At 66.9% G+C, this 23,506-nt stretch carries 21 protein-coding genes and 2 pseudogenes; 10 read left to right on the top strand and 13 right to left on the bottom strand.

The window, feature by feature from the left end; genetic code table 11:
- Positions 1 to 417: 417 nt before the first annotated feature.
- From ACOOGH_RS01600 to ACOOGH_RS01580, 5 genes and pseudogenes are all read right to left on the bottom strand, one after another.
- Positions 418 to 945: pseudogene (locus tag ACOOGH_RS01600) on the bottom strand (transposase); the annotation flags it as partial.
- A gap of 162 nt (positions 946 to 1,107) precedes the next feature.
- Entirely contained in the window at positions 1,108 to 2,340 is a 1,233-nt protein-coding gene (locus ACOOGH_RS01595; RefSeq protein ID WP_420438216.1) for an IS256 family transposase, read from the bottom strand.
- 48 nt (positions 2,341 to 2,388) lie between these two features.
- Complete coding sequence (locus ACOOGH_RS01590) at positions 2,389 to 3,567, bottom strand: IS256 family transposase (RefSeq protein WP_420447247.1); 1,179 nt, start codon at positions 3,565 to 3,567, stop codon at positions 2,389 to 2,391.
- Between the two features lie 48 nt (positions 3,568 to 3,615).
- A complete protein-coding gene (locus ACOOGH_RS01585) occupies positions 3,616 to 4,176 on the bottom strand; it encodes a DDE-type integrase/transposase/recombinase (RefSeq protein ID WP_420447246.1) in 561 nt (186 codons plus the stop codon).
- The gene (locus tag ACOOGH_RS01580) at positions 4,173 to 4,637 is read right to left on the bottom strand and encodes a transposase (protein ID WP_420447245.1); all 465 of its coding nucleotides are present in this window, start codon (positions 4,635 to 4,637) and stop codon (positions 4,173 to 4,175) included. Before ACOOGH_RS01580 ends, ACOOGH_RS01585 begins: the two co-directional genes overlap by 4 nt.
- A gap of 92 nt (positions 4,638 to 4,729) precedes the next feature.
- On the opposite strand from ACOOGH_RS01580, the gene ACOOGH_RS01575 reads away from it, so the two are divergent.
- The 5 genes and pseudogenes from ACOOGH_RS01575 to ACOOGH_RS01555 all read left to right on the top strand — a co-directional run bounded on the left by ACOOGH_RS01575 (position 4,730) and on the right by ACOOGH_RS01555 (position 9,245).
- A complete protein-coding gene (locus tag ACOOGH_RS01575; protein WP_420447244.1) occupies positions 4,730 to 4,924 on the top strand; it encodes a hypothetical protein in 195 nt (64 codons plus the stop codon).
- Between the two features lie 53 nt (positions 4,925 to 4,977).
- The gene (locus ACOOGH_RS01570; protein WP_420447243.1) at positions 4,978 to 5,583 is read left to right on the top strand and encodes a hypothetical protein; all 606 of its coding nucleotides are present in this window, start codon (positions 4,978 to 4,980) and stop codon (positions 5,581 to 5,583) included.
- Positions 5,510 to 6,689 (top strand): annotated as a pseudogene (locus ACOOGH_RS01565) (IS3 family transposase). Before ACOOGH_RS01570 ends, ACOOGH_RS01565 begins: the two are co-directional and overlap by 74 nt.
- A 142-nt stretch (positions 6,690 to 6,831) precedes the next feature.
- Positions 6,832 to 8,343: a GPP34 family phosphoprotein gene (locus tag ACOOGH_RS01560; protein WP_420447242.1), complete on the top strand. Its 1,512-nt coding sequence runs from the start codon at positions 6,832 to 6,834 to the stop codon at positions 8,341 to 8,343.
- 62 nt (positions 8,344 to 8,405) lie between these two features.
- Positions 8,406 to 9,245, top strand: coding sequence for a class I SAM-dependent methyltransferase (locus ACOOGH_RS01555; protein ID WP_420447241.1), 840 nt, complete (start codon positions 8,406 to 8,408; stop codon positions 9,243 to 9,245).
- 37 nt (positions 9,246 to 9,282) lie between these two features.
- Here ACOOGH_RS01555 and ACOOGH_RS01550 read toward each other — a convergent pair whose 3' ends face one another.
- The 6 genes from ACOOGH_RS01550 to ACOOGH_RS01525 form a co-directional block, all read right to left on the bottom strand.
- A complete protein-coding gene (locus tag ACOOGH_RS01550) occupies positions 9,283 to 9,690 on the bottom strand; it encodes a hypothetical protein (protein WP_420447240.1) in 408 nt (135 codons plus the stop codon).
- Between the two features lie 100 nt (positions 9,691 to 9,790).
- Positions 9,791 to 10,513, bottom strand: a complete 723-nt coding sequence (locus ACOOGH_RS01545) for an outer membrane beta-barrel protein (protein ID WP_420447239.1) — start codon at positions 10,511 to 10,513, stop codon at positions 9,791 to 9,793.
- The gene (locus ACOOGH_RS01540; protein ID WP_420447238.1) at positions 10,510 to 11,274 is read right to left on the bottom strand and encodes a porin family protein; all 765 of its coding nucleotides are present in this window, start codon (positions 11,272 to 11,274) and stop codon (positions 10,510 to 10,512) included. The genes ACOOGH_RS01545 and ACOOGH_RS01540 overlap by 4 nt, the downstream gene beginning before the upstream one ends.
- Before the next feature lie 179 nt (positions 11,275 to 11,453).
- On the bottom strand, positions 11,454 to 12,212 hold the full coding sequence (locus tag ACOOGH_RS01535) for a hypothetical protein (RefSeq protein WP_420447237.1): 759 nt from the start codon (positions 12,210 to 12,212) through the stop codon (positions 11,454 to 11,456).
- 3 nt (positions 12,213 to 12,215) lie between these two features.
- Positions 12,216 to 12,473, bottom strand: a complete 258-nt coding sequence (locus tag ACOOGH_RS01530) for a hypothetical protein (RefSeq protein ID WP_420447236.1) — start codon at positions 12,471 to 12,473, stop codon at positions 12,216 to 12,218.
- Positions 12,474 to 12,623: 150 nt separating this feature from the next.
- Entirely contained in the window at positions 12,624 to 14,249 is a 1,626-nt protein-coding gene (locus ACOOGH_RS01525; RefSeq protein WP_420447235.1) for a benzoate-CoA ligase family protein, read from the bottom strand.
- Positions 14,250 to 14,432: 183 nt separating this feature from the next.
- On the opposite strand from ACOOGH_RS01525, the gene ACOOGH_RS01520 reads away from it, so the two are divergent.
- Genes ACOOGH_RS01520 through ggt form a run of 3 tightly spaced genes read left to right on the top strand, consistent with a single transcriptional unit; the run spans position 14,433 to position 16,811 of the window.
- The gene (locus ACOOGH_RS01520; RefSeq protein ID WP_420447234.1) at positions 14,433 to 14,642 is read left to right on the top strand and encodes a type II toxin-antitoxin system HicB family antitoxin; all 210 of its coding nucleotides are present in this window, start codon (positions 14,433 to 14,435) and stop codon (positions 14,640 to 14,642) included.
- A gap of 6 nt (positions 14,643 to 14,648) precedes the next feature.
- Complete coding sequence (locus ACOOGH_RS01515; RefSeq protein WP_420447233.1) at positions 14,649 to 14,873, top strand: type II toxin-antitoxin system HicA family toxin; 225 nt, start codon at positions 14,649 to 14,651, stop codon at positions 14,871 to 14,873.
- Positions 14,874 to 14,921: 48 nt separating this feature from the next.
- The gene (ggt, locus tag ACOOGH_RS01510; RefSeq protein ID WP_420447232.1) at positions 14,922 to 16,811 is read left to right on the top strand and encodes a gamma-glutamyltransferase; all 1,890 of its coding nucleotides are present in this window, start codon (positions 14,922 to 14,924) and stop codon (positions 16,809 to 16,811) included.
- On the opposite strand, the gene ACOOGH_RS01505 is transcribed toward ggt, so the two are convergent.
- The gene (locus ACOOGH_RS01505) at positions 16,808 to 17,638 is read right to left on the bottom strand and encodes a carbonic anhydrase (RefSeq protein ID WP_420447231.1); all 831 of its coding nucleotides are present in this window, start codon (positions 17,636 to 17,638) and stop codon (positions 16,808 to 16,810) included. The two genes, ggt and ACOOGH_RS01505, sit on opposite strands and share 4 nt — an antisense overlap.
- Positions 17,639 to 17,815: 177 nt before the next feature.
- Here ACOOGH_RS01505 and ACOOGH_RS01500 point away from each other — a divergent pair, with 177 nt between their 5' ends.
- Complete coding sequence (locus ACOOGH_RS01500) at positions 17,816 to 18,169, top strand: DUF5674 family protein (protein WP_420447230.1); 354 nt, start codon at positions 17,816 to 17,818, stop codon at positions 18,167 to 18,169.
- Between the two features lie 18 nt (positions 18,170 to 18,187).
- Entirely contained in the window at positions 18,188 to 18,568 is a 381-nt protein-coding gene (locus ACOOGH_RS01495) for a hypothetical protein (RefSeq protein WP_420447229.1), read from the top strand.
- Positions 18,569 to 18,583: 15 nt separating this feature from the next.
- On the opposite strand, the gene ACOOGH_RS01490 is transcribed toward ACOOGH_RS01495, so the two are convergent.
- Positions 18,584 to 23,173 carry a leucine-rich repeat domain-containing protein gene (locus tag ACOOGH_RS01490; protein WP_420447228.1) on the bottom strand — a complete coding sequence of 1,530 codons (4,590 nt, stop codon included), beginning with the start codon at positions 23,171 to 23,173 and terminating at the stop codon, positions 18,584 to 18,586.
- Positions 23,174 to 23,506 lie beyond the last annotated feature (333 nt).

Below are 23,506 nucleotides of genomic sequence, written 5' to 3'. Positions count from 1 at the left end.
GGAGGACTCGTGGCCGGTCTACCAGGACATTCTCTTGCAGTGTGCCGCGTCCGAACCCGGAACGCTACGATACGTAACGACCGAGTTGGCACGAGCTCGCGGCGGCGGCTTGACGATTGATGAGCCGGGCGTGCGAGAACTGTGCTCTTACCTCATCAGGATTCACGCTCGTTTAGGTCACGGCAGCGAAGTTTCCTGGGCGCTGTGGTTGGCAATCTCGCTGGAGGTCTCGCTGCCCGCAGCAACGTTGAATGGCTTGGCGCACATGGTTGATCCGTTCGTGCCAGTGCTGGTGCTGTGGGCAGAGGAGCGCGGACGGATTGATGGTCGGTTGAACAAGGCTCCCTGGGAGAAAATCGCGGTTGACGAGGGGCTTGAAGGCCGGAACCTGCCAACGATTGTGAGACACTTGCCGATTCAGTTTAGTGAGCCCTCCATTTCCCCGCCGGCGGCCGGTCCTGCGGCGTTGGCCGACGTGATGGGGAGTGCGCGGTTGATCCAGACTTCGTCCGGGAGTTCGGCGGCCCTCGGCGGGCCTCCCACGAAGCGGTCGGGGCGGGCGGCGTAGGCCGCGGCCAGCACGTTCTGCCGGTGCGCGATCACCTCGGGGGCGCGGCCGAGGTGGACTTGCCGGGGCGTGAGCAGGCCGATGCCGCCGTGGCGGTGTTCGGTGTTGTACCATTGGAAGAAGGTGCGGCAAAAGTCCTTCGCCTCCTCGATGTCGGCGAACCGGCCCGGGAAGCCCGGGTGGTACTTTACGGTCTTGAACTGCGCTTCCGAGTAGGGATTGTCGTTCGAGACCCGGGGACGACTCAGCGACTGGGTGACGCCCAGGTCGGCCAGGAGCTGCGCCGTGCACTTGGCCGTCATGGGAGATCCCCGGTCCGAATGCAGCGTGAGCACCCGGGGCCGCACACCGTGCTTGAGACACGTCTCCCCGATCAAGTGTCCGGCCAGGGGACTGTCAGATTTTCTGTGTAAATGGCCCTCGCACTCATACGGGCACTCGGCCCTCGAACACGATCGACAGGTGGTTCAGGGCGCCGGTCCAGTCCTGAACGGGCCGGGTCGGGACTGTCAGATTTTCTGTGTAAATGGCCCTCGCACTCATACGGGCACTCGGCCCTCGAACACGATCGACAGGTGGTTCAGGGCGCCGGTCCAGTCCTGAACGGGCCGGGTCCAGCGCTGTGACGCCCTCTCGATCGCAAGGTACAGCACTTTCCTGACCGCCTCCGGGGTTGGGAACGCGCCGCGCTTCCTCGTCACCTTCGTGAGCTGCGCGTTCAGGGCCTCGATCGCGTTCGTCGTGTACATGACCTTGCGGATCTCGGGCGGATAATCGAAGAACGGGGTCAGGTTCGCCCAGTTCGCCCGCCACTTCCGGCTGATCATGGGGAAGCGCTCGTCCCAGCGCTGAGAAAAGGCCTCCAGCGCCGTCTCGGCCGCCTCCAGGCTCGGAGCCCTGTAGATGGCCCGCAAGTCCCTGGCGACCGCCTTGCGCTCCTTCCAGGCGACGAACCGGAGCGAGCCGCGCACCAGATGCACGATGCAGAGCTGGACCTGCGTCTTCGGGAACACCGACTCGATCGCCTCGGGAAAGCCCTTGAGGCCGTCGATCGCTGCGATCAGGATGTCCTCGACCCCCCGGTTCTTGAGTTCGGTGAGGACCGAGAGCCAGAACTTCGCCCCCTCCGCTTCGCCCACCCACAGCCCCAACAGCTCCTTGTTGCCCTCGAGCGTCAGGGCCAGGGCAAGGTAGACCGCGTGCGTCCGGACGTGGCCCCGGGAACGCACCTTCACGTGGATCGCGTCCAGATACACGATCGGGTACACCGTATCCAACGGCCGGCCCTGCCACGCCTTCACGTCCTCCAGGACCGCGTCGGTCACCGCCGAGATCAGCGACGGTGAGACCTCCACCTTGTACAGCTCCTTCAGGTGACCCTGGATCTCCCGCGTCGTCATGCCCCGCGCGTACAGCGCGATCACCTTCTCGTCGAACCCGCCCAGCCGACGCTGGCCCTTCCTGACGAACTTCGGGTCGAACGTCGAATCACGGTCCCGAGGCACCTCGATCTCGAACTCCGACGTGTCCGTCTTCACTCGCTTCCGCGTACGGCCGTTGCGCGAGTTGCCGCCGTTGCGGCCCTCTCTCGCGTGCTTCTCGTAGCCCAGGTGGTCGGTGAGCTCTCCCTCCAGCGCCCGCTCCACCACCCGCTTCGTCAGCGCCTCCAGAAGACCGCCTCCGCCCATGATCTCTTCCGGGCTGCGGCCCTCCAGCAGGCTGTCGAGAAGCTCGTCTACCTCCCGCTCCGTCGCATCCTTCTTCCTCGCCATGGTCTCCTCCCGCTTCCAGAGTCTACTCCATGGCCATTTACACAGAAATCAGCACACTCCCGGCCGGGTCCAGCGCTGTGACGCCCTCTCGATCGCAAGGTACAGCACTTTCCTGACCGCCTCCGGGGTTGGGAACGCGCCGCGCTTCCTCGTCACCTTCGTGAGCTGCGCGTTCAGGGCCTCGATCGCGTTCGTCGTGTACATGACCTTGCGGATCTCGGGCGGATAATCGAAGAACGGGGTCAGGTTCGCCCAGTTCGCCCGCCACTTCCGGCTGATCATGGGGAAGCGCTCGTCCCAGCGCTGAGAAAAGGCCTCCAGCGCCGTCTCGGCCGCCTCCAGGCTCGGAGCCCTGTAGATGGCCCGCAAGTCCCTGGCGACCGCCTTGCGCTCCTTCCAGGCGACGAACCGGAGCGAGCCGCGCACCAGATGCACGATGCAGAGCTGGACCTGCGTCTTCGGGAACACCGACTCGATCGCCTCGGGAAAGCCCTTGAGGCCGTCGATCGCTGCGATCAGGATGTCCTCGACCCCCCGGTTCTTGAGTTCGGTGAGGACCGAGAGCCAGAACTTCGCCCCCTCCGCTTCGCCCACCCACAGCCCCAACAGCTCCTTGTTGCCCTCGAGCGTCAGGGCCAGGGCAAGGTAGACCGCGTGCGTCCGGACGTGGCCCCGGGAACGCACCTTCACGTGGATCGCGTCCAGATACACGATCGGGTACACCGTATCCAACGGCCGGCCCTGCCACGCCTTCACGTCCTCCAGGACCGCGTCGGTCACCGCCGAGATCAGCGACGGTGAGACCTCCACCTTGTACAGCTCCTTCAGGTGACCCTGGATCTCCCGCGTCGTCATGCCCCGCGCGTACAGCGCGATCACCTTCTCGTCGAACCCGCCCAGCCGACGCTGGCCCTTCCTGACGAACTTCGGGTCGAACGTCGAATCACGGTCCCGAGGCACCTCGATCTCGAACTCCGACGTGTCCGTCTTCACTCGCTTCCGCGTACGGCCGTTGCGCGAGTTGCCGCCGTTGCGGCCCTCTCTCGCGTGCTTCTCGTAGCCCAGGTGGTCGGTGAGCTCTCCCTCCAGCGCCCGCTCCACCACCCGCTTCGTCAGCGCCTCCAGAAGACCGCCTCCGCCCATGATCTCTTCCGGGCTGCGGCCCTCCAGCAGGCTGTCGAGAAGCTCGTCTACCTCCCGCTCCGTCGCATCCTTCTTCCTCGCCATGGTCTCCTCCCGCTTCCAGAGTCTACTCCATGGCCATTTACACAGAAATCAGCACACTCCCCGCACACCGTGCTTGAGACACGTCTCCCCGATCAAGTGTCCGGCCAGCCCCGCGGTCTCCCGCTCCGCCACCATCCATCCGGTGGCGTAGCGGCTGTAGATGTCCAGGATCACGTACAGATGGAAGTACCGCCACTTCTCCGGCCCCAGCAGCCGGGTGATGTCCCAGGACCACACCTCGTTGGGTGCCCTGGCCACCACCTCGGGCTTCGGGTGGTTGGGATGGCTGCGCTGCGCCCGCCGCTCCCGAACCGCCTCCTTCCCGGCCAGGATCCGGTACATCGTCCGCTCCGAACACAGATAGACGCCCTCGTCCAGCAGCGTCGCGTACACTTCCGCCGGCGCGCGGTCGGCGAAGCGCGGCGAGCACAGCACACGGAAGACCTCCGCCCGCTCCGTCGCGTCCAGGGCCCGGGCAGGAGCCGGCCGGGGCTGCCGCTGCCCGGTCTTCGGCCTCCGGCGACGGTAGAACGTGGCGCGCGCGACCCCGAGGGCCTCGCACGCCGCGCGTACGCCCACGTGCCCGGCCAAGCCTCCGGCCGCGCTCAAGAGCGCTTCCCGTCCCCGGGGCTCACGCCCAGCAGCCCCGCAACTTTTCCCTGGACATCGATGATGATGCGCGCCTTGCGGAGTTCCTCGCGCAACCGCGCAACCTCCCGCTCCAGCGTCTGCACCTTCCTCGCCTCCCGCTTCCCGCCCGAGGGCTTCGGTCCGCGTCTCTTCGCCAGCCCCCGCAGCGACCCCTCCCGCGCCGCCTTCCTCCACATCGAGAGGTGCGAACTGTACAGTCCCTCGCGCCGCAGCAACGCTCCAATCTCCCCCGGCGTCTCGCAGGCGTCCGCCTCCTCAACGATCGACAGCTTGTACGCCGCGGTGAAGCGCCGCCTCGTCGCCTTCGCCGCAACCTCCGGATCCGGCGCCGGCGGGCGGGCCGCGGCCGTGACCCCGTGCCGCTCGTCGCTACGCTCCTCGCGTCCCGGGGTCACCTCCTCCATCTTCGACGATGTCATCCCATTCCTCTCTCCGTCCATCGTTCTCCACCCTTCGCCCTCCTTCAGTAATCTCCAAGGTAGCGAATGCCTCACCGAGGTTGGCAGAGAGGGTGATCAACCTGGCACCGCTTCACGCGGTGGTTCCGTGGGACGAGCCCGAGAACGTGTGGAAGAAGCTCGAGAAGGGAAACTACGACTGGGCTCATCTCGCCCTGCGCTACTGGCCCGAGCGTGTGCACGAGAAGTGCCGCACCGACAAGAGCCTCGCCATCGCCCACAACCTGGAGGATAGCCTTGCCATCTGATTTCGATCTGATCCCCTCACATCTCACTCGTCGATCCACAGAGCCTTGATCCTATGGAACAAGATCTTCGGAACGCACTCCGTCGGACCGTCGTTGCCCTGCGCGAGCAGCTCGTAGCGAGCACCGAGGAGCAACTCGAGAGCACGTTTGGCATCCTTCCGCAGGACGGAAGAGTTCTTCCGATGGAGGACGTCCCTCCGTTGACGGAAAGCTCCGAACTGCGTCGGCGTCGCAAGGAGATCCTGCAGGAGATTGAGCACGAACAGCACCACACCACGGGGAGCGGAGCCGATACCAGTGCGCTGGAGACGTTCATCCTCAAGGCCGCGTTCACGCAGCTCAACCGACTAGCGGCACTAAAGGTTCTGGAGGGTCGCGATTTGGTGCCGAAGTGTTTGTCGGAAGGCGACAACAGCTCCGGGTTCCGATTGTTCCGCCAAGTCGAGACCAGCGTAGGCCAAGGCGAGGGAGACGGCGGTTACCGTGCATTCCTTGAGCTTCTCTTCGATGACTGCGCCAGCGAGGTTTGGAGTTGCCCCGCTTTGACGGACACCTATCCATTGGGGTCAAGCAAGGAGGTGTCCTATGGCGGGCCGGCAGGGGCGGTATCCGTCCGAGTACAGGGAGCGGCTGGTGGAACTGGCGAGGAGCGGGCGTAGCGCCGCGTCACTCGCCCGGGAGTTCGATCCGTCGGAGCAGACGATCCGGAACTGGGTCCGGCGGGCGGACGTGGACGAGGGGTTCCGTAGCGACGGGCTGACGACGGAGGCGCGCAACGAACTGCGGCGCCTGGAGCGTGAGAACAAGCGGCTCAGGATGGAGCGGGACATCCTAAAAAAAGCCGCGGCCTGACCACCGCTGCGCGGCGGTGCCCCGCGCAGGAGAGCGGATCGATCCCCGGCGGGGGTACGCGTTCATGAAGGCGCACCGGGCCGAGTTTCCGCTTCGGGCCATGTGCCGGGTGCTGGGTCTCTCCCCCAGCGGCTACTACGACTGGCTCAAGCGTCCTGCCTCGGACCGCGCGCGGCGGGACGCGCAACTCGAGGCGCGGATCGGGGCGATCTGGACCGGGAGCGGCGAGACGTACGGCCGTCCGCGGATCCACGCGACGCTCAGGGCCGAGGGCGAGCGGGTGGGCCAGAAGCGCGTGGGGCGGCTGATGAGGGGCTTGGGGATCGAGGGCGCGACCAGGCGGCGTTTCAAGACGGCGACGACGAAGAGGGACACCGAGGCCCGGCCCGCGCCGGACCTGGTGAGGCGGGACTTCTCGGCCTCCGGGCCCGACGAGCTGTGGGTGGCCGACATCACGTATGTGCCCACTTGGGCGGGCTGGCTGTACCTGGCCGTTGTGCTCGACGTCTGGAGCCGTCGCGTCGTCGGCTGGGCCATGGCGACGCACATGCGGACCGAACTCGTCGAGGCCGCGCTGTCGATGGCCCTCGCGCGCCGTCGTCCCCGGGGGCGCATCGTCCATCACTCCGACAGGGGCTCGCAGTACACCTCGCTCGCCTTCGGGGAGCGCTGTCGCGAGTCGGGCATCGCCCAGTCCATGGGCTCGGCGGGCGATGCGTACGACAACGCCATGTGCGAGTCGTTCTTCGCGACGCTCGAGTGCGAGCTGATCTGGAAGCGCTCCTTCCGCACGGCGGACGAGGCGCGACGGGAGGTCTTCGGCTTCATCGAGGGCTTCTACAACACCCGGCGGCTGCACTCCGCACTCGGCTACGAGTCGCCGGCAGACTACGAGAGGAACCATGCGGCCTGAGGCGCACCGGCGGCGCGCACGGACGTCCTCTCCCGAGCGCCTGAGAGAGGCCGAAAGGAGAAGAGCCCGAGACGATCAACCACAGAAACTAACCGTCCGTGAAAGCGGGACAGCTCCATCCGCTGTGGCGAGACGAGAACCGATGACTGACACGGCGAAGGCGGTGGAGAGCGCGGAGAGTTCGACGGCTGAACCCCTGAGCCTGATCGACGAACTCATCCTGATGCTTCTCGACGAGAAGGGCGGTTACTTCCATCAGGTACCCGGCTGGCAACTGAATTGCGCCGTCGTCGGCGGAGTGCTGGCGGAACTCTCCTTCCGGTCGCGGCTCGACTCGGACCTGGCATCCCTGTTCGTCGTGGACCCGACCGAAACGGGCGATCCCCTCCTGGACCCCATCCTGAAGGAAGTCGTGGACGAACCGGGCCAACGCACTGCCCGGTACTGGGTCGAAAGGCTCGCCCCCCGTGCGGAGTCGATCATCGACCTCACTCTGGAGCGCCTTGTTGAACGGGGGATCCTCGAACACCATGATGGTGAATTCTGGACGCTGGCTCCCACCGTCTTGCATGCGCAAGCGTACGGGATATCTGCACAAGGTACGCCCGACCAGTTCATCAAGGCGCGCATCGGCAAGGTTCTCTTCGCCGACGAGATTCCCGACCCCAGAGACGTCGTCATCGTATGCCTCGTCAACACGTGCGACGTCTTTCGCCTGATCTTCCAACTCGATGAAGAGGTGGAGGAGCGCATCAAGTACATCTGCCAGATGGACTTGATCGGCCGGTCCATTGCCGATGCGGTCTCTCGGAACGCCGTCGGCCCGATCCGTAGACATTCTGCTCTTGCCAAGAAGATTCCGACGGTCCCGCTGCCCAGGCTGCTGGCCAACCCGCATGTTCGAGACGGCAACCTGAACGCCTTGTTCGGGCACCTCGCGGAGGAGTACGGCCCGGTGTTCCGTATCCGCCCTCCCTTGGCGGAGCCCATGACCTTCCTGGCCGGACTCGAGACGAACCGCTGGGTGCACAAGCACGGGCGCTCGTACCTGAGAACCAGGGACTACTTCAGCGACTTCGAGAAGGTGTACGGTGCGGCCGGCGTCCTCCCCGCCCTGGACGGCGCCGATCACTTCCGGCTTCGCAAGTTCCTGGCGCCGGCCTATTCCCAGGTGAGGCTGGGAGGGCAGATGGATCAGCTCTACGACAAGGGCCGCGCGTACATGGCGAGCTTGAAGGTTGGGGACTCCTACCGCGCCACGTCCATGTGCCGGGCGCTGGTCAACGCCCAGCTTTCACCGCTGTTCATCGGCGTCGATACGCAGGATCTCATGGACGACTGTCAGGAGTTTCCCTGCTCCGCCTTGACCCGCTCTTTCCCGACGTCGGCGATGCCCTGGGCGATGACGTACGCCACCAGCGGTACGACCACCTCTTCCGGGATCGGGACGCCGACATCCTCGAGCACGATCAGGATCACCGTGCCAAGGGCGACGAGGAATTTCTTGGAGCCGAACATCGTCTTGATCGCGTTACCCACGGCTCTCCTCCTGCAAGTGTATATCTCGTATCAGCATAGACGGCGACAGGAACGAGATCCACCCCCGGAGCGTGCCGGGACCTCCTGCGTTCGTGCTATGATGGCCACTTGGTGACGGCTACTTTCCGTCCGCGCGACCATACACGTCACTTCCTTTCATCTCCCAAGCCCTGAGCCATGATCGATATCAACGAAATCGGTGCGACCGCCTTCGTCATCGCCTCGATTCGGGCCCTCGAGCCCGAAAAGCCGCAGCGGCTCTTCAACGATCCCTATGCCCCGTGGTTTTCGACCGACCGGGCCCGCACGGCTGCCCGGCAACTGGAGGCGGCGTTTCCGCCCTCGACCACGATGGTCCGTTTCCGCACCCGCTACTTCAACCGGTTCGTGGAGCGCGGGATCGTGGACGGGGCCCGCCAGGTCGTGCTGCTCGGGGGCGGCTTCGACATGCGCGCCCACCACTACCACGACATGGACGTCGCCTTCTTCGAGGTAGACCAGAAGGCGGTCCTCGAATTCAAGCGCCAGATCCTGTCAGACAACGGGATCGAACAGCCGCCGTCGCTCTTCGCCAACTACCTGGAGGCCGACGTTCCCGGCGGCCTGGCCGATCTCGGCTTCGACCTGGCGGCGCCCACGCTGTTGGTCTGGGAAGGCAACACGATGTACCTGCCCCCCGAGAGCATCATGCCGTTCCTGAACCGGCTCGCGAGCGCGCTGCCGTCGCTCCGCATCGCCTTCGACTACTTTTCGGTGGACCTGCAGAACCGCGAGTTCGACACCGACGAGGACCGCAAGCGGCTCGAAGGGGTGGAGAGGGCGATGAATGCCTCGTTCCCCACCGGTTTCCCCGACCTGACGGTGTTCGAGAAGCAGGCGCCGTTCCAGGTGGCCGAGTCGGGGTCGTTCGCGGAGTTGGCGGAGGAGTACGGGTTGGGTGACATGGTGGCGGCGTACCCGGAGGACTGGCGCGAGACGCTGAAGCTGTACCGGTACTGCGTGCTGGAGCGGCGGTAGCGCCGCTCGAACGCGGCGGGGCTTTGCCGCGGGCCGCTTACCGCTCGCCCCGCTGCCGGGCCGCGAGCACGCGGAGGTGGTCGCGAATCGCCTGCTCGCTCAGCGTGCTCCGGCGCCTGCATTCCGCGCTCCATTTGAGCCCGTGGACCGCGGAGACGACGAACGCGCCCGCGAGAGCGGCGGAGCCGAGCCGGAACCTGTCGTAGGCTTTCTCGCTGTCGAAGTCGGCGCGCGTGTCCCCCCAGATCGCCGCGGCCTGTCCGAGGTGGCCCACTCCGACCAGTCCATCGATGACGGGAGCCGCGACGCTTCGCGTACAGTCGCCAGATGCCAGGGGCCCCTCGGCCCTGGGCGGCCGTCGCATGAACAGCATGGAGCACCCGCCCGAAAGCAGGGCCAGGACGACGACGAACGCGGCGAGCCCGGAGCGACGACGATTCCTCACTAAAGACCTGTGGGATCCCTTGGCGTCGTTCTGGTCTTCCTCGGTTTCCTGGTCCTGTGCAACCTGGGCCCCGCCGACTTCGATTCCGACGACTGAAGGCTCACCCGATTACGAACACGAGCCCGCTCTGGATGGCCAGGTGACGATTCCGGGTTCCGAAATCATCGATATCGGTGAAACCGAATCCGTAGATCACGTCGAGCGCGAGAGCGACCGAATCGTGCAGCTTGACGTCGAACGCCGCGCCGAGGGCCAGCCCGAAGTCGGTGGAGCTGACCCCCGTTCCGTCGGCCTCGCTGCACGACGCGCTCACGTCCGGGGGGATCCTCATGTGCCTGAAACCGGATCCATCCGGAGGATGAGTGGCCCGCATCAACACCTCGCACGAGTAGTTGAAGGCCACATACGGCCCCGCGAGGATGCCCAGGTCGAGAAGCCCCCGGTTGGTCTCCGTGCCGACACGAAGCAGCGTGGAGAGTTGCAGGTAGTCCAGCTCGGCCGTCGCGGCGAGGAATGACCGTCCGGCGGTGATCGACGGCGGCGGGTCCGTGCCGCCGCCCTTCTGGGCCAGCCCCAGGCCGAGGCGTAGATCCAGCATGCCGCCCAGGGGGATCCCGAGATCGATCCCCGACACGATCCCGGATCTGGATCCTCCCTCCCTTCCGTGGAGTCCTCGCTCGTCACCGGACCAGGTTGCGGTGCTGAGGCCGCCCCGGAGCCCGAGGGTCGTCTGCGCGCCGAGTGGCGCGGCCGCCAGCGTGAGGATCAGCGTTGCGACAAGTCCGACACGGATTCGCAGGACTGCAGGGGGCGGGACGTTCATCCGATCGCGAACATGAGCCCGCTCTGAAACAATACCTGGCGGTTTTTCTGCCCGTCATCGTCGATTTCGGAGAGACCCATGGCGTAGATCAGCTCGAATCCCAGGCTCATCGAATCGGAGAGCTTCACCTCGAAACCTCCGCCGAAGGCCAGTCCGAAGTCGCTCGACGTGACTTCGCTGGTCCCGTCCTCGCCGCATTCCAGTTTCGTGTCCTGCGCGACGCTCGTCCGCCCCACCTGACCCGCAGAGACCCGATTGGGAATCCCCGGAGGGACGGGAGGGCCGGTATCCCGACCCTGGGCCGTCGACAGCGCCACGTTGCACGAGAGGTTGAGGCCCACGTACGGCCCAACGAGGATGCCGAAGTTGAGATTCCCCCCTTCGGCGTCGGAACTCGCGCGAAGAAGCGCGGAGAATTGCAGGTAGTCCATCTGGGCAATCGACTGGGTGTTCAGCCTGCCCGTTGTGATCGACGCCGGTAGGCCCGCGGCGCCACCCTTCTGGGCCAGCCCCATGCCGATGCGGACACCCAGGGGGCCGCTCAGCGGGATCCCCGCGTCGATCCCCAGCACGACCCCCGACCTGGAGTCTTCGAACGTGGTGCCCGTTGGGGCTGCCGATCCATCCCCGGACAGGGTGGCGGAGCCGATGCCGGCCCTGAGGCCGATGGTCGTCTGCGCGCCGAGCGGAGCGGCCGTCAGCGTGATGACCAGGATCGCGATACTGGCAGCGGCGAGCGCGGAATAACGACCTGCAGACATGGCGTCTCCCTCCATGCGAATGCGTAAGCCGGCGGCCGACCGCCGAGCTCGGGGCGGCGGCCCTCCCACCCCCATTCTCGAAGCTCGTCGCCCCGAACACTAGGTCGAGTTGTCGTTGGGCGTCGGCCTTCCCCCGCCAGACGACAGATCCGCTTGCCGGGTCACACGGATGGTCGGCCTCACCAGAGAACACCTGGCGGCATCGCATCCCTCACGGCGAGCCGGATTTCGTAGTCCCCTTCCGTGCCCTTTCCCTGTACGACCCACGGGCCTTCGGACGCAGCGCCACTGTAGTCCTTCGGCACGAAGTCGTCGCCGTCCCACACACCGTTCTCGAATCTCGCGGATCCCCGGTACAGGACCTTGCCGCCGCGGGCGAGCCGCTTGAGGGTAAACGATCGCAGGTCCGCCGCCGCGCCTCCGATCGACCCCGACACGAGCGTCTTGTCGACCACCTGCTCGGTCTCATCCTCCCCATCACCCTTGAGCGTCGCCTCGATCGTCCGCTTCGCCTGCAGTTTCAGCGACTCCATGATCCCGCCCAGAATCCCCTTCACCCAGTCCCACGCGTCCGCCCGATTGACGTCGATCACCTTGAACTGGACCGAATGCAGGCCCTTCGCCCTGACACCGAGGATCAGCGCGTCCCACGAATCGACCCTCCCCATATCGAAGCGGGCGAAGGCGGCCGTCCGGGCCTCCTGAGATACATCGCGCACGAAGTTCGGCCTGTCCTGACGGTTCGTATCGCACTCCCAGAATGTGTCCAGGCTGGGCATGACGGCGTGCTCGCTGTCGAAGTTCTTCCTTTCATCGATGAATCTCAGGTCGACGACGAACCGGAAGTTCGCCTTACTGTTCGACAGCTTCCTCGGGAAGCGAAAGCCCTTCAGGACGAGCTCACATGTCTCCGGCGTCTCCTGCTCGATGCTCGGCATCGGCTACTCCGCGGCTTCCCGGTTCGCGGACAGCTGGGGGAACTTCGCCTCGGCGAATTTCTGGAGCGCCTTCGGAGCAAAAGCGGCAAGCAGGAACGCCATCGTGATGTACAGCCCGTTCGCCTCGCTCCGCGCCGCCGGATGCAGCACCGAGATCAGCCCGAAGGCGACGCTCGCACCGAGCGCGGTGATGCTCATCAACCGCATGGACGATGCATTGCCCTGATGGTCCTCGAGAAACCCCGCCTTGCGTGTTGACATGCAGCTCTCCTGGCTATGGGGATGATGGAAGGACGTGGTGTTACACCCGTCCCTCTTGGATGCCGGAAGAACGCCAAACCTTACACGGCCCGACTCGGGAAGGTGTGCTGCGAGGGAGAAGCACAGCGTGAGGTCAGGGCAGGCGCACGATCACGAACGAAGCCGGAAGCGCTGGATCTTGCCGGTCGCCGTCTTCGGCAGCGCCGCTACGAACCGGATCCAGCGAGGGTACATGTAGCGCGGGAGGCCCTCCCGGCAATGCGCGACGAGTTCCGCCGTGAGCGCGTCGGCGGCCGGTTCGGCGCCCACCGTCTCCCTCAGCGGCTCGGTGAGCACCACGTGCGCCTCCGGCTTCACCAGACCGTGGTCGTCCTCTCGGCCCACGACCGCCGCCTCCAGCACCAACGGGTGATCCATGAGGCGGGCCTCGATGTCGAACGGGGAGCACCAGATCCCCCCCACCTTGATCATGTCGTCGGCGCGCCCCTGGTAGTGGAACCAGCCCTCCGCGTCGCGCACGTACTGGTCGCCAGTGCGGAGCCAGCCGTCCACGATCGTCCGTGCCTCGAGTTCGGGACGGTTCCAGTAGCCTGGGGTCGTCGAGTCGCCGCGGATCTCGAGCTGTCCCGCCTCGCCGGGGCCTGCCTCGGCCCCCTCCTCGTCGAGGATGCGCGCCTCGTATCCGGGGACGACGCGGCCCGTGCTCCCGGGCTTCACGTCCCCCGGCGCGTTCGAGATGAAGATGTGGAGCGCCTCCGTGGAGCCGATCCCGTCCAGGATCTCGATCCCCGTCGCCGCCTTCCAGCGCCGGAAGAGGTCCGGTGGCAGCGCCTCGCCCGCGGAGACGCAGAGCCTGAGCGAACTCAGATCCGGGCCGCCCTGCCCTGCCGCGCCGCCACGGGCAGCCTCCGCCAGGTCCAGCGCCTGGAGTTGGGCCGCGTACAGCGTCGGCACGCCGAAGTACGCCGTCGGCCGCAACGTCTCGATCGTCTCGAAGGTGGTCTCGGGCGTTGGCCGCCGCGCGTCGAGGATCGCGGTGCCGCCGACCCACAGCGGGAAGGTCATCGCGTTCCCGAGCCCGTACGCGAAGAAGAGCTTCGCCGCGGAGTAGCAGCGGTCCTCCTCGCCCAGACCGAGGATCCCGACCGCGTAGTGCTCACAGGTGGCCGGCATGTCGCGGTGGCGGTGCGGCACCCCTTTGGGACGCCCCGTCGTCCCGGAGGAATATAGCCAGAACGCGATGTCCTCCGGCCGGGCCGGCGCCGCCTCCAGCTCGGGAGGGGCCGCGGCCACGTCGCCGAGTATGCCGCGCTCCGCGTCGAGCGCTAGCCCGCGCGCGCCCGTGCCCGCCGCCGCCAGCCCCGGCACGACCTCCGCCGCAAACTCGGGAGAGTAGACAACCGCTCGACACCCGGAGTCGTCGATCATGAACGCGAGATCCCGTGCCCGCATGAGGTAGCTCACGGGCACAGGCACGATCCCCGCCTTGATCGCCCCCCAGAAGAAGTAGAAAAACTCGGGACAGTCCTTCACGACCATCAGCATGCGGTCGCCCGGCACGAACCCGAGCCCGAGGAGCGTGTTCCCTGCCTGCCCGACGCGCTGAGCCAGCTCCCGGTAGGTGACCGCCATCCCGGCCTGCTCGATGGCAACCTTGTCGGCCCGTCCCTCGGTCAGGTGTCGGTCGATGTACCAGGACGCCGCGTTGAACCGCTCTCCGTAGACGAGCCGCGCGGGGGACGACGAGCGGTCGATGCTCAACTCGGCAAGTTCCATGACGGCCAGTCTACGGCACGCGAAGGCTGCGGCGAAACGCGCGGCGGGCTACGAGTGGCGCCAGCGAACCCGCGACGACCAAGCGTTTGCCCTCGGTCGCCGCGCGCACCGCGCCGTGCGTTGGCCGCCGTGCGGGGGGGCGGCTAGAATGGTATGTGCAATCAAGGACAGGGATCTCGGTCGATGCAAATCTATACAGCTGTCGTGGAGCGCTGCCCGGATACGGACCTCTATGTGGGCTACGTACCCGGCTTCCCGGGGGCGCATAGCCAGGGCGAGACGCTTGAGGAGTTGAATGGCAACCTCAAGGAAGTGATTGCCATGCTTCTGGCTGAGGGACCGCCTGCGTTCGTGGGCGAATACGTCGGTACCCAGACTGTAGTCGTGACCTAACGTCGGGTGCCGCCGGTACCCGTCCTCAAGCCGCGTCAAGTCATCGCGATCCTCAGCACGCTTGGCTTCAAGGAAGTTCGGCAACGCGGTTCTCACAAGCGGTTTCGGCATCCCGGTGGCCGCGCGACCACCGTACCGGTCCATGGAGGCCGCGACGTGTCACCTATCCTGCTTCGGCGCATCGCCCGCGATGTCGGCATGCCGGTTGACGAGTTCGTCGAACACCGCTGATCGCGGAAGTCCGAGAACGGATTTACATCTCCAGGGGAGTCATTTCAGATGCACGATGCACGCGGGGTCGATACTCGAGGTCCAATCAGGGCCGCGTTCCGTGGAGGGGTCCTGCTCAGGTTCGGCGCGGTCCTCGCGCTGCTGGCCCTCGTTGGTGGCGGCTGCCAGTCCGACGGCACGGGAGGGGGAGCCGCAGACGGCGCCGCCACCGGCGTGGCCGGCACCACGACCAGCGCTTTCGTCGAGGCGGGCGGCGCCTTCCCTCAGGGGTGGCCCTTCGCGGCCGAAGATGCGCCCGTCTCGGCCACCGAGGGCATGGTCGCCTCCACCGACGAATACGCATCGCGCGTCGGCGTCGAGATCCTCGCGGCCGGCGGCAACGCAGTCGATGCGGCCGTCGCCACCGGTCTGGCGCTCGCCGTGGTGAACCCTGAGGCGGGCAACCTGGGAGGCGGCGGCTTCATGATGGTCCGCCTCGCCGACGGCACCGTCTTCGCACAGGACCACCGTGAGAAGGCGCCCTTGGCGGCCACCCGCGACATGTACCTCGACGCGGACGGAAACGTGACCGACCGCTCCGTTCTGGGACACCTCGCGGCGGGCGTCCCCGGAACCGTGTCCGGGCTGTGGGAGGCGCAGCAGCGTTTCGGCACGCTCGAGTGGACGGACGTGGTGCAACCCGCCATCGACCTCGCGAACGGGTTCGAGGTCACCACGCGCCTCGTGTCGACCCTCGACGCGGCGCAGAACGGAATCCGCGCCTTCGCGCACAGCGCGCGCGTCTTCCTTCCCGGCGACGCCGTTCCCGGCATCGGCGACACCTTCGCGCAGCCGGATCTCGCCGCCGTCCTCACGCGCCTCCGCGACCAGGGGCCCGACGATTTCTACCGCGGAGAGACCGCCGCTCTGATCGTGGCCGAGATGGAGCGCGGCGGCGGGATCATCACGCTCGAGGACCTCGACCGCTACGAGACGGTGTGGCGCGACCCGGCCGCCTTCGACTACCGCGGCTACACGGTGCACTCGATGCCGCCCCCGTCCTCCGGCGGCCTCACGATGGCCGCAATCGCCAACATCGTGGAGCGCTGGGACCTGGGCGCGATGGGTTGGAACAGCCCCGAGACGATCCACCTCATGGCCGAGTCCTTCCGGCGCGCCTACGCCGACCGCAACGAGTATCTCGCCGATCCCGACTTCGTCGAGCTTCCCGTCGACGAGTTCCTCTCGGAGGTGTACGCGGACCGCCGCGCGGCGACGATCTCCGCCGAGCGGGCGACCCCCTCAGCCGAGGTGAATCCCGGGATCGATACCTTCCTCGATGAGAGTCACACGACCCACTACTCCGTCGTCGACTCCGAAGGCAATGCGGTCGCCGTCACGACGAGCATCAACTCGTGGTACGGCGGCAAGGTCGTCGTGGACGGCGCGGGGTTCTTCCTCAACAACACGATGGACGACTTCGCCTCCAAGCCCGGCACCCCGAACCAGTTCGGCCTCGTCCAGGGCGAGCGCAACGCGATCGGCCCCGGCAAGCGCATGCTGTCGGCGATGAGCCCCACCATCGTCGAGGACCCGGACGGCGACCTCTTCCTCGTCACCGGAACCCCCGGCGGCGCCACCATCATCACCACGGTGCTGCAGTCGATCTTCAACGTCGTCGACCACGGGATGAACGTCGTGCAGGCGGTCCACGCGCCACGCGTCCACCACCAGCACCTCCCCGACCTCGTCTTCCACGAATACGGGGGACTCGGGGCGGTCACCGTCGGTGCGCTGGAGGCGCTGGGACACACCGTCCGCGAGCGCGACCCGGGCCCGCCCGACGCGTACTTCACGGGCGGCATGTCCGGCGACCTCCAGCTCATCATGGCGATGCCCGACGGCTCCTGGACGGGCTGGTCCGACCCCCGCCGCGGCGGGAGAACGCTCGGCCGCTAGTACAGCCGAACGTCTCGCCCGTTCAGCGGCTGCACGGGGCGCGCGTTCATCGGATAGAGCGCCGCGAAGGCATCGACCTGCGCTTGCGAGACGGAGATCGACTCCGTCATCACCACCCAGCTCACGACCTCCGAACAGGGCGGCGTGGTCAGCGAACCCTGGTAGCGGAAGTAGCCGCGCCCCTCGGGAAGCAGCGAACCAGGATCGAGCGCGCCGACCGCTGGGGGCGACTCGTCGGGGCCGGGAATGGCCTCCCACAGGCTCTGGATGGTCGGGTCGGCGTCGCCCGCCTCCATGAAGACTCCGATCACGGCGAGGTCTCCCTCCTCGGCCGCGTGCACGAAATGCACCTCCATCGGGGAGGCCGCGCCGTCGACCGTGTGCTCGCTCGGGAGGTGGAAATGGAACTGCACGAGCGAGAACTGCCTGCCCTCCAGGGCGATGGAACTCCCCTCCGCCACGTTGACCTGGATCGTGTGGCCGTTGTCCACGACCTCCGCCTCGGTGGGCTGCCACTGGATATCGAGGCCGCCGTCCCCCGCGCCGGCCGGGGTCGCGGCCGTGAGATCGACCGGAGACTGCTCGACGCCGGTGTCGCAGACCGCGAAGGAGGCGTCGAGCCCGCCCCACATTTCGGGGCCGGTGTCGCCTTCGTAACCCCAGTGGACTTCGGCGCCGCCGGCATCCTCGGCGTGTTCCGCAGCCATCTCCCCCTCCCCCTCCGTCTGATCCTCGGTTTCCGGCTGGCACGCCTGCTGCACCCCGATGAGAAGCACGAGCGCGAGACCGCCGAGGCATGTCCTGGGGATACGTCTTGCCGCTTGCATCTGTTCCTCCGTTGAGCGCGGGGAGCTGGCCGTGACCAATGGCGAATCTGCCCGCGCCGGTCGCCCCGTCAAGAGCCCGCAGTGCGGGTCGAGGGGACGACGATTACGTTGCCTGCTCCACCGCTCAGCTTCACCGTGTACACTTCATTCCCAACACCTTCTTGCGGAGGCGACGCTTTGACGGCGGGACGCATCATCTCGCAATCCATCTCCCGCGCGGAGCTCGCCGACCTGGCCGAGATGCAGTTCGGCGACTGGATCAAGGCCGTCGTCGACGTGTCCAGGCGGATCATGGCCATCGGTGGAGACCTGCACGCGGACGATGAGGCTCTGCTCCTCGAAGACGGCTCGCGCCAGCAGGATCTCTGGGGCATCAACCTCTATCTGGACGAAGAAGGGCCGGACTGGCTCGAGTTCGATGCGCTGATCAACATTCGGCCCGGTCAGGGGAACCGCTCGCGCGGCGTGGACGACGAGCGGACACGCGAGCGCATTCGCGCCCTGGTCGATTCTCTCGTCGTCGCCGATTAGCGGCCCGGAGCGCGCAAGATGGGACATCCCCTCCACAGACAGGCCGCCGACGGCGGATGGGCCAAGCTCGACCTGATCGAACAACTGGGAAACGTCGGCAGCGAGGTGGAGCGCGCCATCCGGGCCCACGAAGCCGGGCGCACGAGTCGCTTCGAGGGTGCCCTGGCGCGGGCGCTCGAACTCTTCGACCTGACAGCCGCCGACCCCCGCTGGCATGGCCACCGCTGTCAGGAGGTCCTGCGGGCCCGCGAGGAGTTCTGCCGCCTCTTCTTCGATCCCGACGTTCCGCCCGGCTCGGCGGACGGCCTGCGCAGGTATTTCTTCGGCTTCGCCTACGCCTCGCGCATGCGCCACTACCGCCGGATTGTCCACGAGCTGAACGCCGCAAGCGACAACTGACCGTCAGCCCGTCGCCTACCAGTCTGGCGGCGCCCACTCCTCGTACCCGAATCCTCGTATTGTGGCTTCCGCCGCCTCGGTAAGCGGATACTCCCAATGCCGGAAGAAGCGCGTCAGGTCGCGCCGGACGATCGCGCTGAACCGAATCGCGAAGCCGTCCAGTGCACCCCCGTACGTCGCGCGAGGATAGGCCGCGTCGTAGTAGCTTCGGAACACGGCGCGCATGGCGCTCCAGCCGAACTCGTGGATGAGTTGCCGGTAAAGCTGCAGCTTCTTGAAGTGGGCGTCGTCCATCGCTTGCGCGTCGCCCTCGGCGCTGGACCAGCGCGCCGAGTCGAGGGCGACATGGTCCACAATGTCGGGCGAATAGGGGAGGGTGCTGTATTCGCTTCCTCCGTAGATGTAGTGGTTGAGGGTGTACAGAGTGAACAGATTGACCGCGACTTCGCCGATTTCCGGATAGGTCCTCCCGCTGCCCCAGTCCTCGGTCTGATACTGGTGGCCCAGCTCGTGGCCGATTCGCCACCAGGGCGCGCCACTCGGGTCCACCCTCGGGCGATGACCGGATCCGCCCTCGCCCTCGTCTCTCGCGACGATGGCCGCCGGGTCGTCCGCCCTTCCGGGTCGCAGCACCCACTTCTCATCTCTCAGCGGAAGGGCGATGCGCTGCCACGTTGCGTTGGCTCCGCCGTACCCGACGTGAGGATCGAAGATCCAGGTGCTCTCATACGCTCGCGGCGTCGGCTCAGCCGCCAGCTCGAGGTGGTACCCGCGAAACTCCTCCCAGAAACGGGTCACGAGTGCCGGATCGATGACACGGCGGGCATCCTCGGCAGACACAACCAGGCGGATCCCTCCTCTCGTTTCGATGATCGCCTGCGGGGCCCCCGCATCCAGTGTCGCGTGCCAATCCGCTGCGTTCGACACGCCCGCCGTGTACACGGCCATGGGTATGGCGCCCGAGACGGTGACCGGTATCGTGCCCGCGTAGGATTCGGGGACGACCAGCGCAAGCGCTCCACCGTAGGCGTTCACCACCGAGATTTCTTCGGCGTCCACGTCGAAGGTGCGGAGCACCTGCGGTCCCCGGCGCCATGTGGCATGCTTGGGAAGGACCCGCAGATCGTCGTGTTGCTGGCCCACGGCGATCCTCAGCGCGCCGGTGGCGGGTTGCGCGGGAACGCCGATCGTGACGAGGCCGCCCGGTGGCGCATAGAACCCCAGCGGGAAGCGCCTCTCGCGCCGGCGAGCACCGGCGGGAAACTCGCTCCAGGTGGCGTCGACGATGACGGAGCCGTCCACGGGTCGGGCCCCATCTGCCGGCAGTCCGGGAAAGGTCGCGGCCCACGGGTGGGGTTCGGGCCACTCGTAAGGGCCAAGCGTTGCCGCCACGTCGGCCGCAAGTCGCGCTTCCGGGGCCGTAGCGAAGGCGGGGAGCGGCGGCGTCTCCGCCACCAGGCGTGAGAGGGCCGAATCCAACTCCGCGTAGCGCTCCGCCTTGCGGGCCGCCTCAAAGACGCTCGGCAAGTCAACCTTCCGGCTCGCGTCGATGGGTTCGCCGCGAACGTACGCCTCCCACAGCTGCGCGGGCGAGGTCAACAGCGTCTCCGCCTCGGTCGTCGCGCGATCGATGCTTTCAAGGTACGTGCGGTTCCACGAGATGCCCGTACCATCGAAGAGCGCGCCGCCCGGGAACGGGCCTCGCGCCTGTTCCAGCCAGAAGTCCCAGTGGCGCGCCGAGCCGGCTACCAGGAGGCCGCCCCCCGCCTCCACGAAGGCTCGCAGGGCCACCACATCGCCGCCGTCAAGGTGAGGGACCCACCATTCGTTGACCTGGACAACGGCGACATCGACGTCCTCCAGCGAACTCTGACTCCAATCGCGGATTTGCGCAGTCCGGATGCCGGCGATGCTCACTCCCTCGAGTCCTTCGGCGGCGAGAGACGCGGCAACGCGCTCGTTGTCGACCAGCACCGCCGTGGGTGCCCCGTCCCCGCCACCCGCCCAGCGCACGGCGTTGGCCAGAAGCCGATCCATGCTGGCTCGTCCCAGCAGCGTGGCTCTTTCCTGGGATCCAATGAAGTCCTGGCCCGCGAATGCGACGACCCGTCCCTCACCGTGAAAGAAACCCGCTACCAGGCTGCCCCCGAACCAATCCTGCGCGAGACTGATCGCCGAGAACGCGCCTCCGTTCACCCCGAGTCCCAGGGTGCCGATCGTCACGCCCTCCATGCGGTGATCCTCGAAGGGCCTCTCTGGAAGACCCTCCACCAGCGCCTGACGGTGATCCTCGTCGCGCGGCGGGTCGCAAAGGGCTCCCGACCACGTTCGCAACGCGGCCAGCCACTCGGTGAATTCAGGTGTCGTCGGAGCGCACAGCTCCGTGTCGGAGAACCCCAGCCGGTCGAGGCGCAGATGCGTGAGCTCGAGCGGGATCGGACCCGCGAGACCGGTGCCGCCCAGCCCAACGCTGCGCAACGCCTCCATGTCGGCCATGTCCGGGGGGAGCGGGCCCGAAATCCGGTTGGACCCGAGGTCGAGACGGACCAGGCTCTCCAAGGCCGTGACCTCGCGCGGGATGATCCCGCTCAGGCCGTTGTCGCTCAGGTCGAGGCCCACGACCGAACCATCGGCGGAGGTCTCCACGCCCCACCAGTCCGTCAACGGGGCGTCCGTCAACCAGGCGTCGGAGCGCCTCCAGTCCGCTCCGCCCGTGGCCTCGTACAGCGCCGCCAGGGCGTGCCGAGCCACCCGCTCCGGCGGGCAGTACGCCACCGCCACGACGGTGTCTCTCAATGCCCGCATGGTGCTCGCGCGCGGCGCCAGACAAAGGTCGGTCGCTTGCATGCGGGCCTGAAGTTGCGTTTCCCGTCCGAGATCCGGATCCACAACGCCCGAAAGGTCATTCTCGAAGACCGACAGCCTCTTGAGGAGCGGCATTTCGAAGAACGCCGGCGACAGTGAGCCGGTCAAGTCGTTGTGTTCCACGTGCAGCGTTTCCAGCGCGGGCAGTTCGCTCAATTCCTGCGGAATCGATCCGGTGAGGCGGTTGTGCCACAGGTAAAGAAACTTGAGGGATCGAAGATTGCCGAGACTCGGGGGGATGGGCCCCGTCAAATAGCAACAGAGCCCCAGATGCTCCAGTGACCGCAGGTCGCCGAGCTCAGGGGGGATCCCTCCGCTCAGCCTGTTGCTGAGCAACCACAGGGTGCGCAGCCTGGACAACCCGCCCAATTCAGCCGGCAAGGGCCCCTCGGTCGCCGCACTCGCGTTCAGGTGTTCGAGCGAGGAAAGGCTTCCCAGTTCCGGGGGCAGTTCCCCATCGAACGGATTGTTCTGGAGCTCCAGTGTGTGGAGCCTCCCCAACCTGCCCAAACTCGGCGGGAGCTCGCCCTCCAACGAGTTATCGTTCAATCTGAGAACCAGGAGGCTGCTCAAATCACCCAGTTCACGGGGGATCGGTCCCTCCAAATCGTTCCCGCTCAGATCCAGCACCTCGAGCGAGTCCAGGTTCGCCAGCGCCGGCGGAATCGATCCCGTCAGCCCGTTACCCGCCAGCGACAACTCGCGAAGCGCCCTCAATTGTCCGATCTCCGCCGGTAGGGGGCCGGTCAGTTCGTTGCCGGCGAGGACCAGCGCCCGCAACTCGGTGAGCGTCCCGATCGCCGGGGGGATGGAACCGGCCAGTCCGTTTCCATTTTCGGGAAGGAACAGCCGGATCACGCGGCCGGCGGAATCAGTCTCGACGCCGTGCCAGGCGCTGATCGGCGCGCCCGTCAGCCACCTGTCCCTTCGGGCCCAGTTTGCTCCGCCGGTCGACTCGTAGAAGGCCTCCAGCCCCGGTCGGTCCGGGTTTTTTTCAACCACGATTTCGGCTGTGGCGCGGGCACTCTCCGACATCGCCGCAATCGTCGCCGCGCCTTCCCGGACACCGGTGACCAGTCCGAACGTGTTAACTGTCGCCACCGAAGCGGCATTCGACGACCACTCGTAGGGCGCCCCCGTCACCGCGTGCCCGTTTGCGTCGAATCCCCGAACCTCAAGGCGGACGCTGGCCGCCGCTACGATGGTGACCGAGGAATGCGAAAGCGTCGCCGTTGCCACCCGCTGCCTCACGTTCACCGCCACTCTGCCCGAGGCGTCGTCCGCCGATGCGGTGATCTCGGTCGAGCCGTTGTCCACCCCGGTCACGAGACCTTCCGAGTCCACGGAGGCGACAGCCGGGTCCGAGGTCGACCACGAGACGGCTCTGCCGACCACGTGATTGCCGCGCCGGTCCCGAGGCTCGGCCGACAGCCGTACCGTGTCGCCGAGGGCCGAGAGCGCCACCGTATCCGGGGTGATCGCCACACTGACTACCAACTGTGCCACCGTTACTACGGCGCTCCGGGAAATGGTACCGGCCGTTGCCGTCACCACCGCTCTGCCGTCCGCCACCGCCGTCACCAGGCCCGAATCGCTCACCGACGCCACCGAATCGGGTGAACTCGACCACGTGACCTCGACCCCTTCCATGCGCTGACGGCGCTGGTCGCGCACCTCCGCCGTCAACTGCACGGTGTCGCCCAGAGCGAACAGACTGGCCTTGGACGGCGTGACCGCCACCGTGGTCGGCCGGGGCGGGGGCGGGGGGGGGGAGGCGGGGGAGGCGGGCCCGTGGGGGAAGCCCCACAGGAGAGGCTCGCGCTCAGTGGAAGCAATAGTGACAGCGCCGCGCCCCGGCGTCGCCTGAGGATCGCGCTTGCTCGCACCCGGCTCAAGTCGCCCTCCAAGCGTTCGATCCGCCCCTGCCCCGGGCTTGCAACTACGATATGGCAGGGACTCTGTCGCGACCGCCCAGCCCGGGTCAGGGAAAGCGGCTGTACACCGATGTGCACTCAGCGAGAGGGATGCTACGGGATTTATTGTGGGCGAATCGTGATCTTTCGGTGACAAGTC

Source organism: Candidatus Palauibacter sp. (assembly GCF_965213655.1).
Taxonomy (GTDB): Bacteria; Gemmatimonadota; Gemmatimonadetes; order Palauibacterales; family Palauibacteraceae; genus Palauibacter.
Note: the sequence above shows the minus strand (reverse complement) of the source record. Positions and strands in the feature narration are given on the sequence as shown.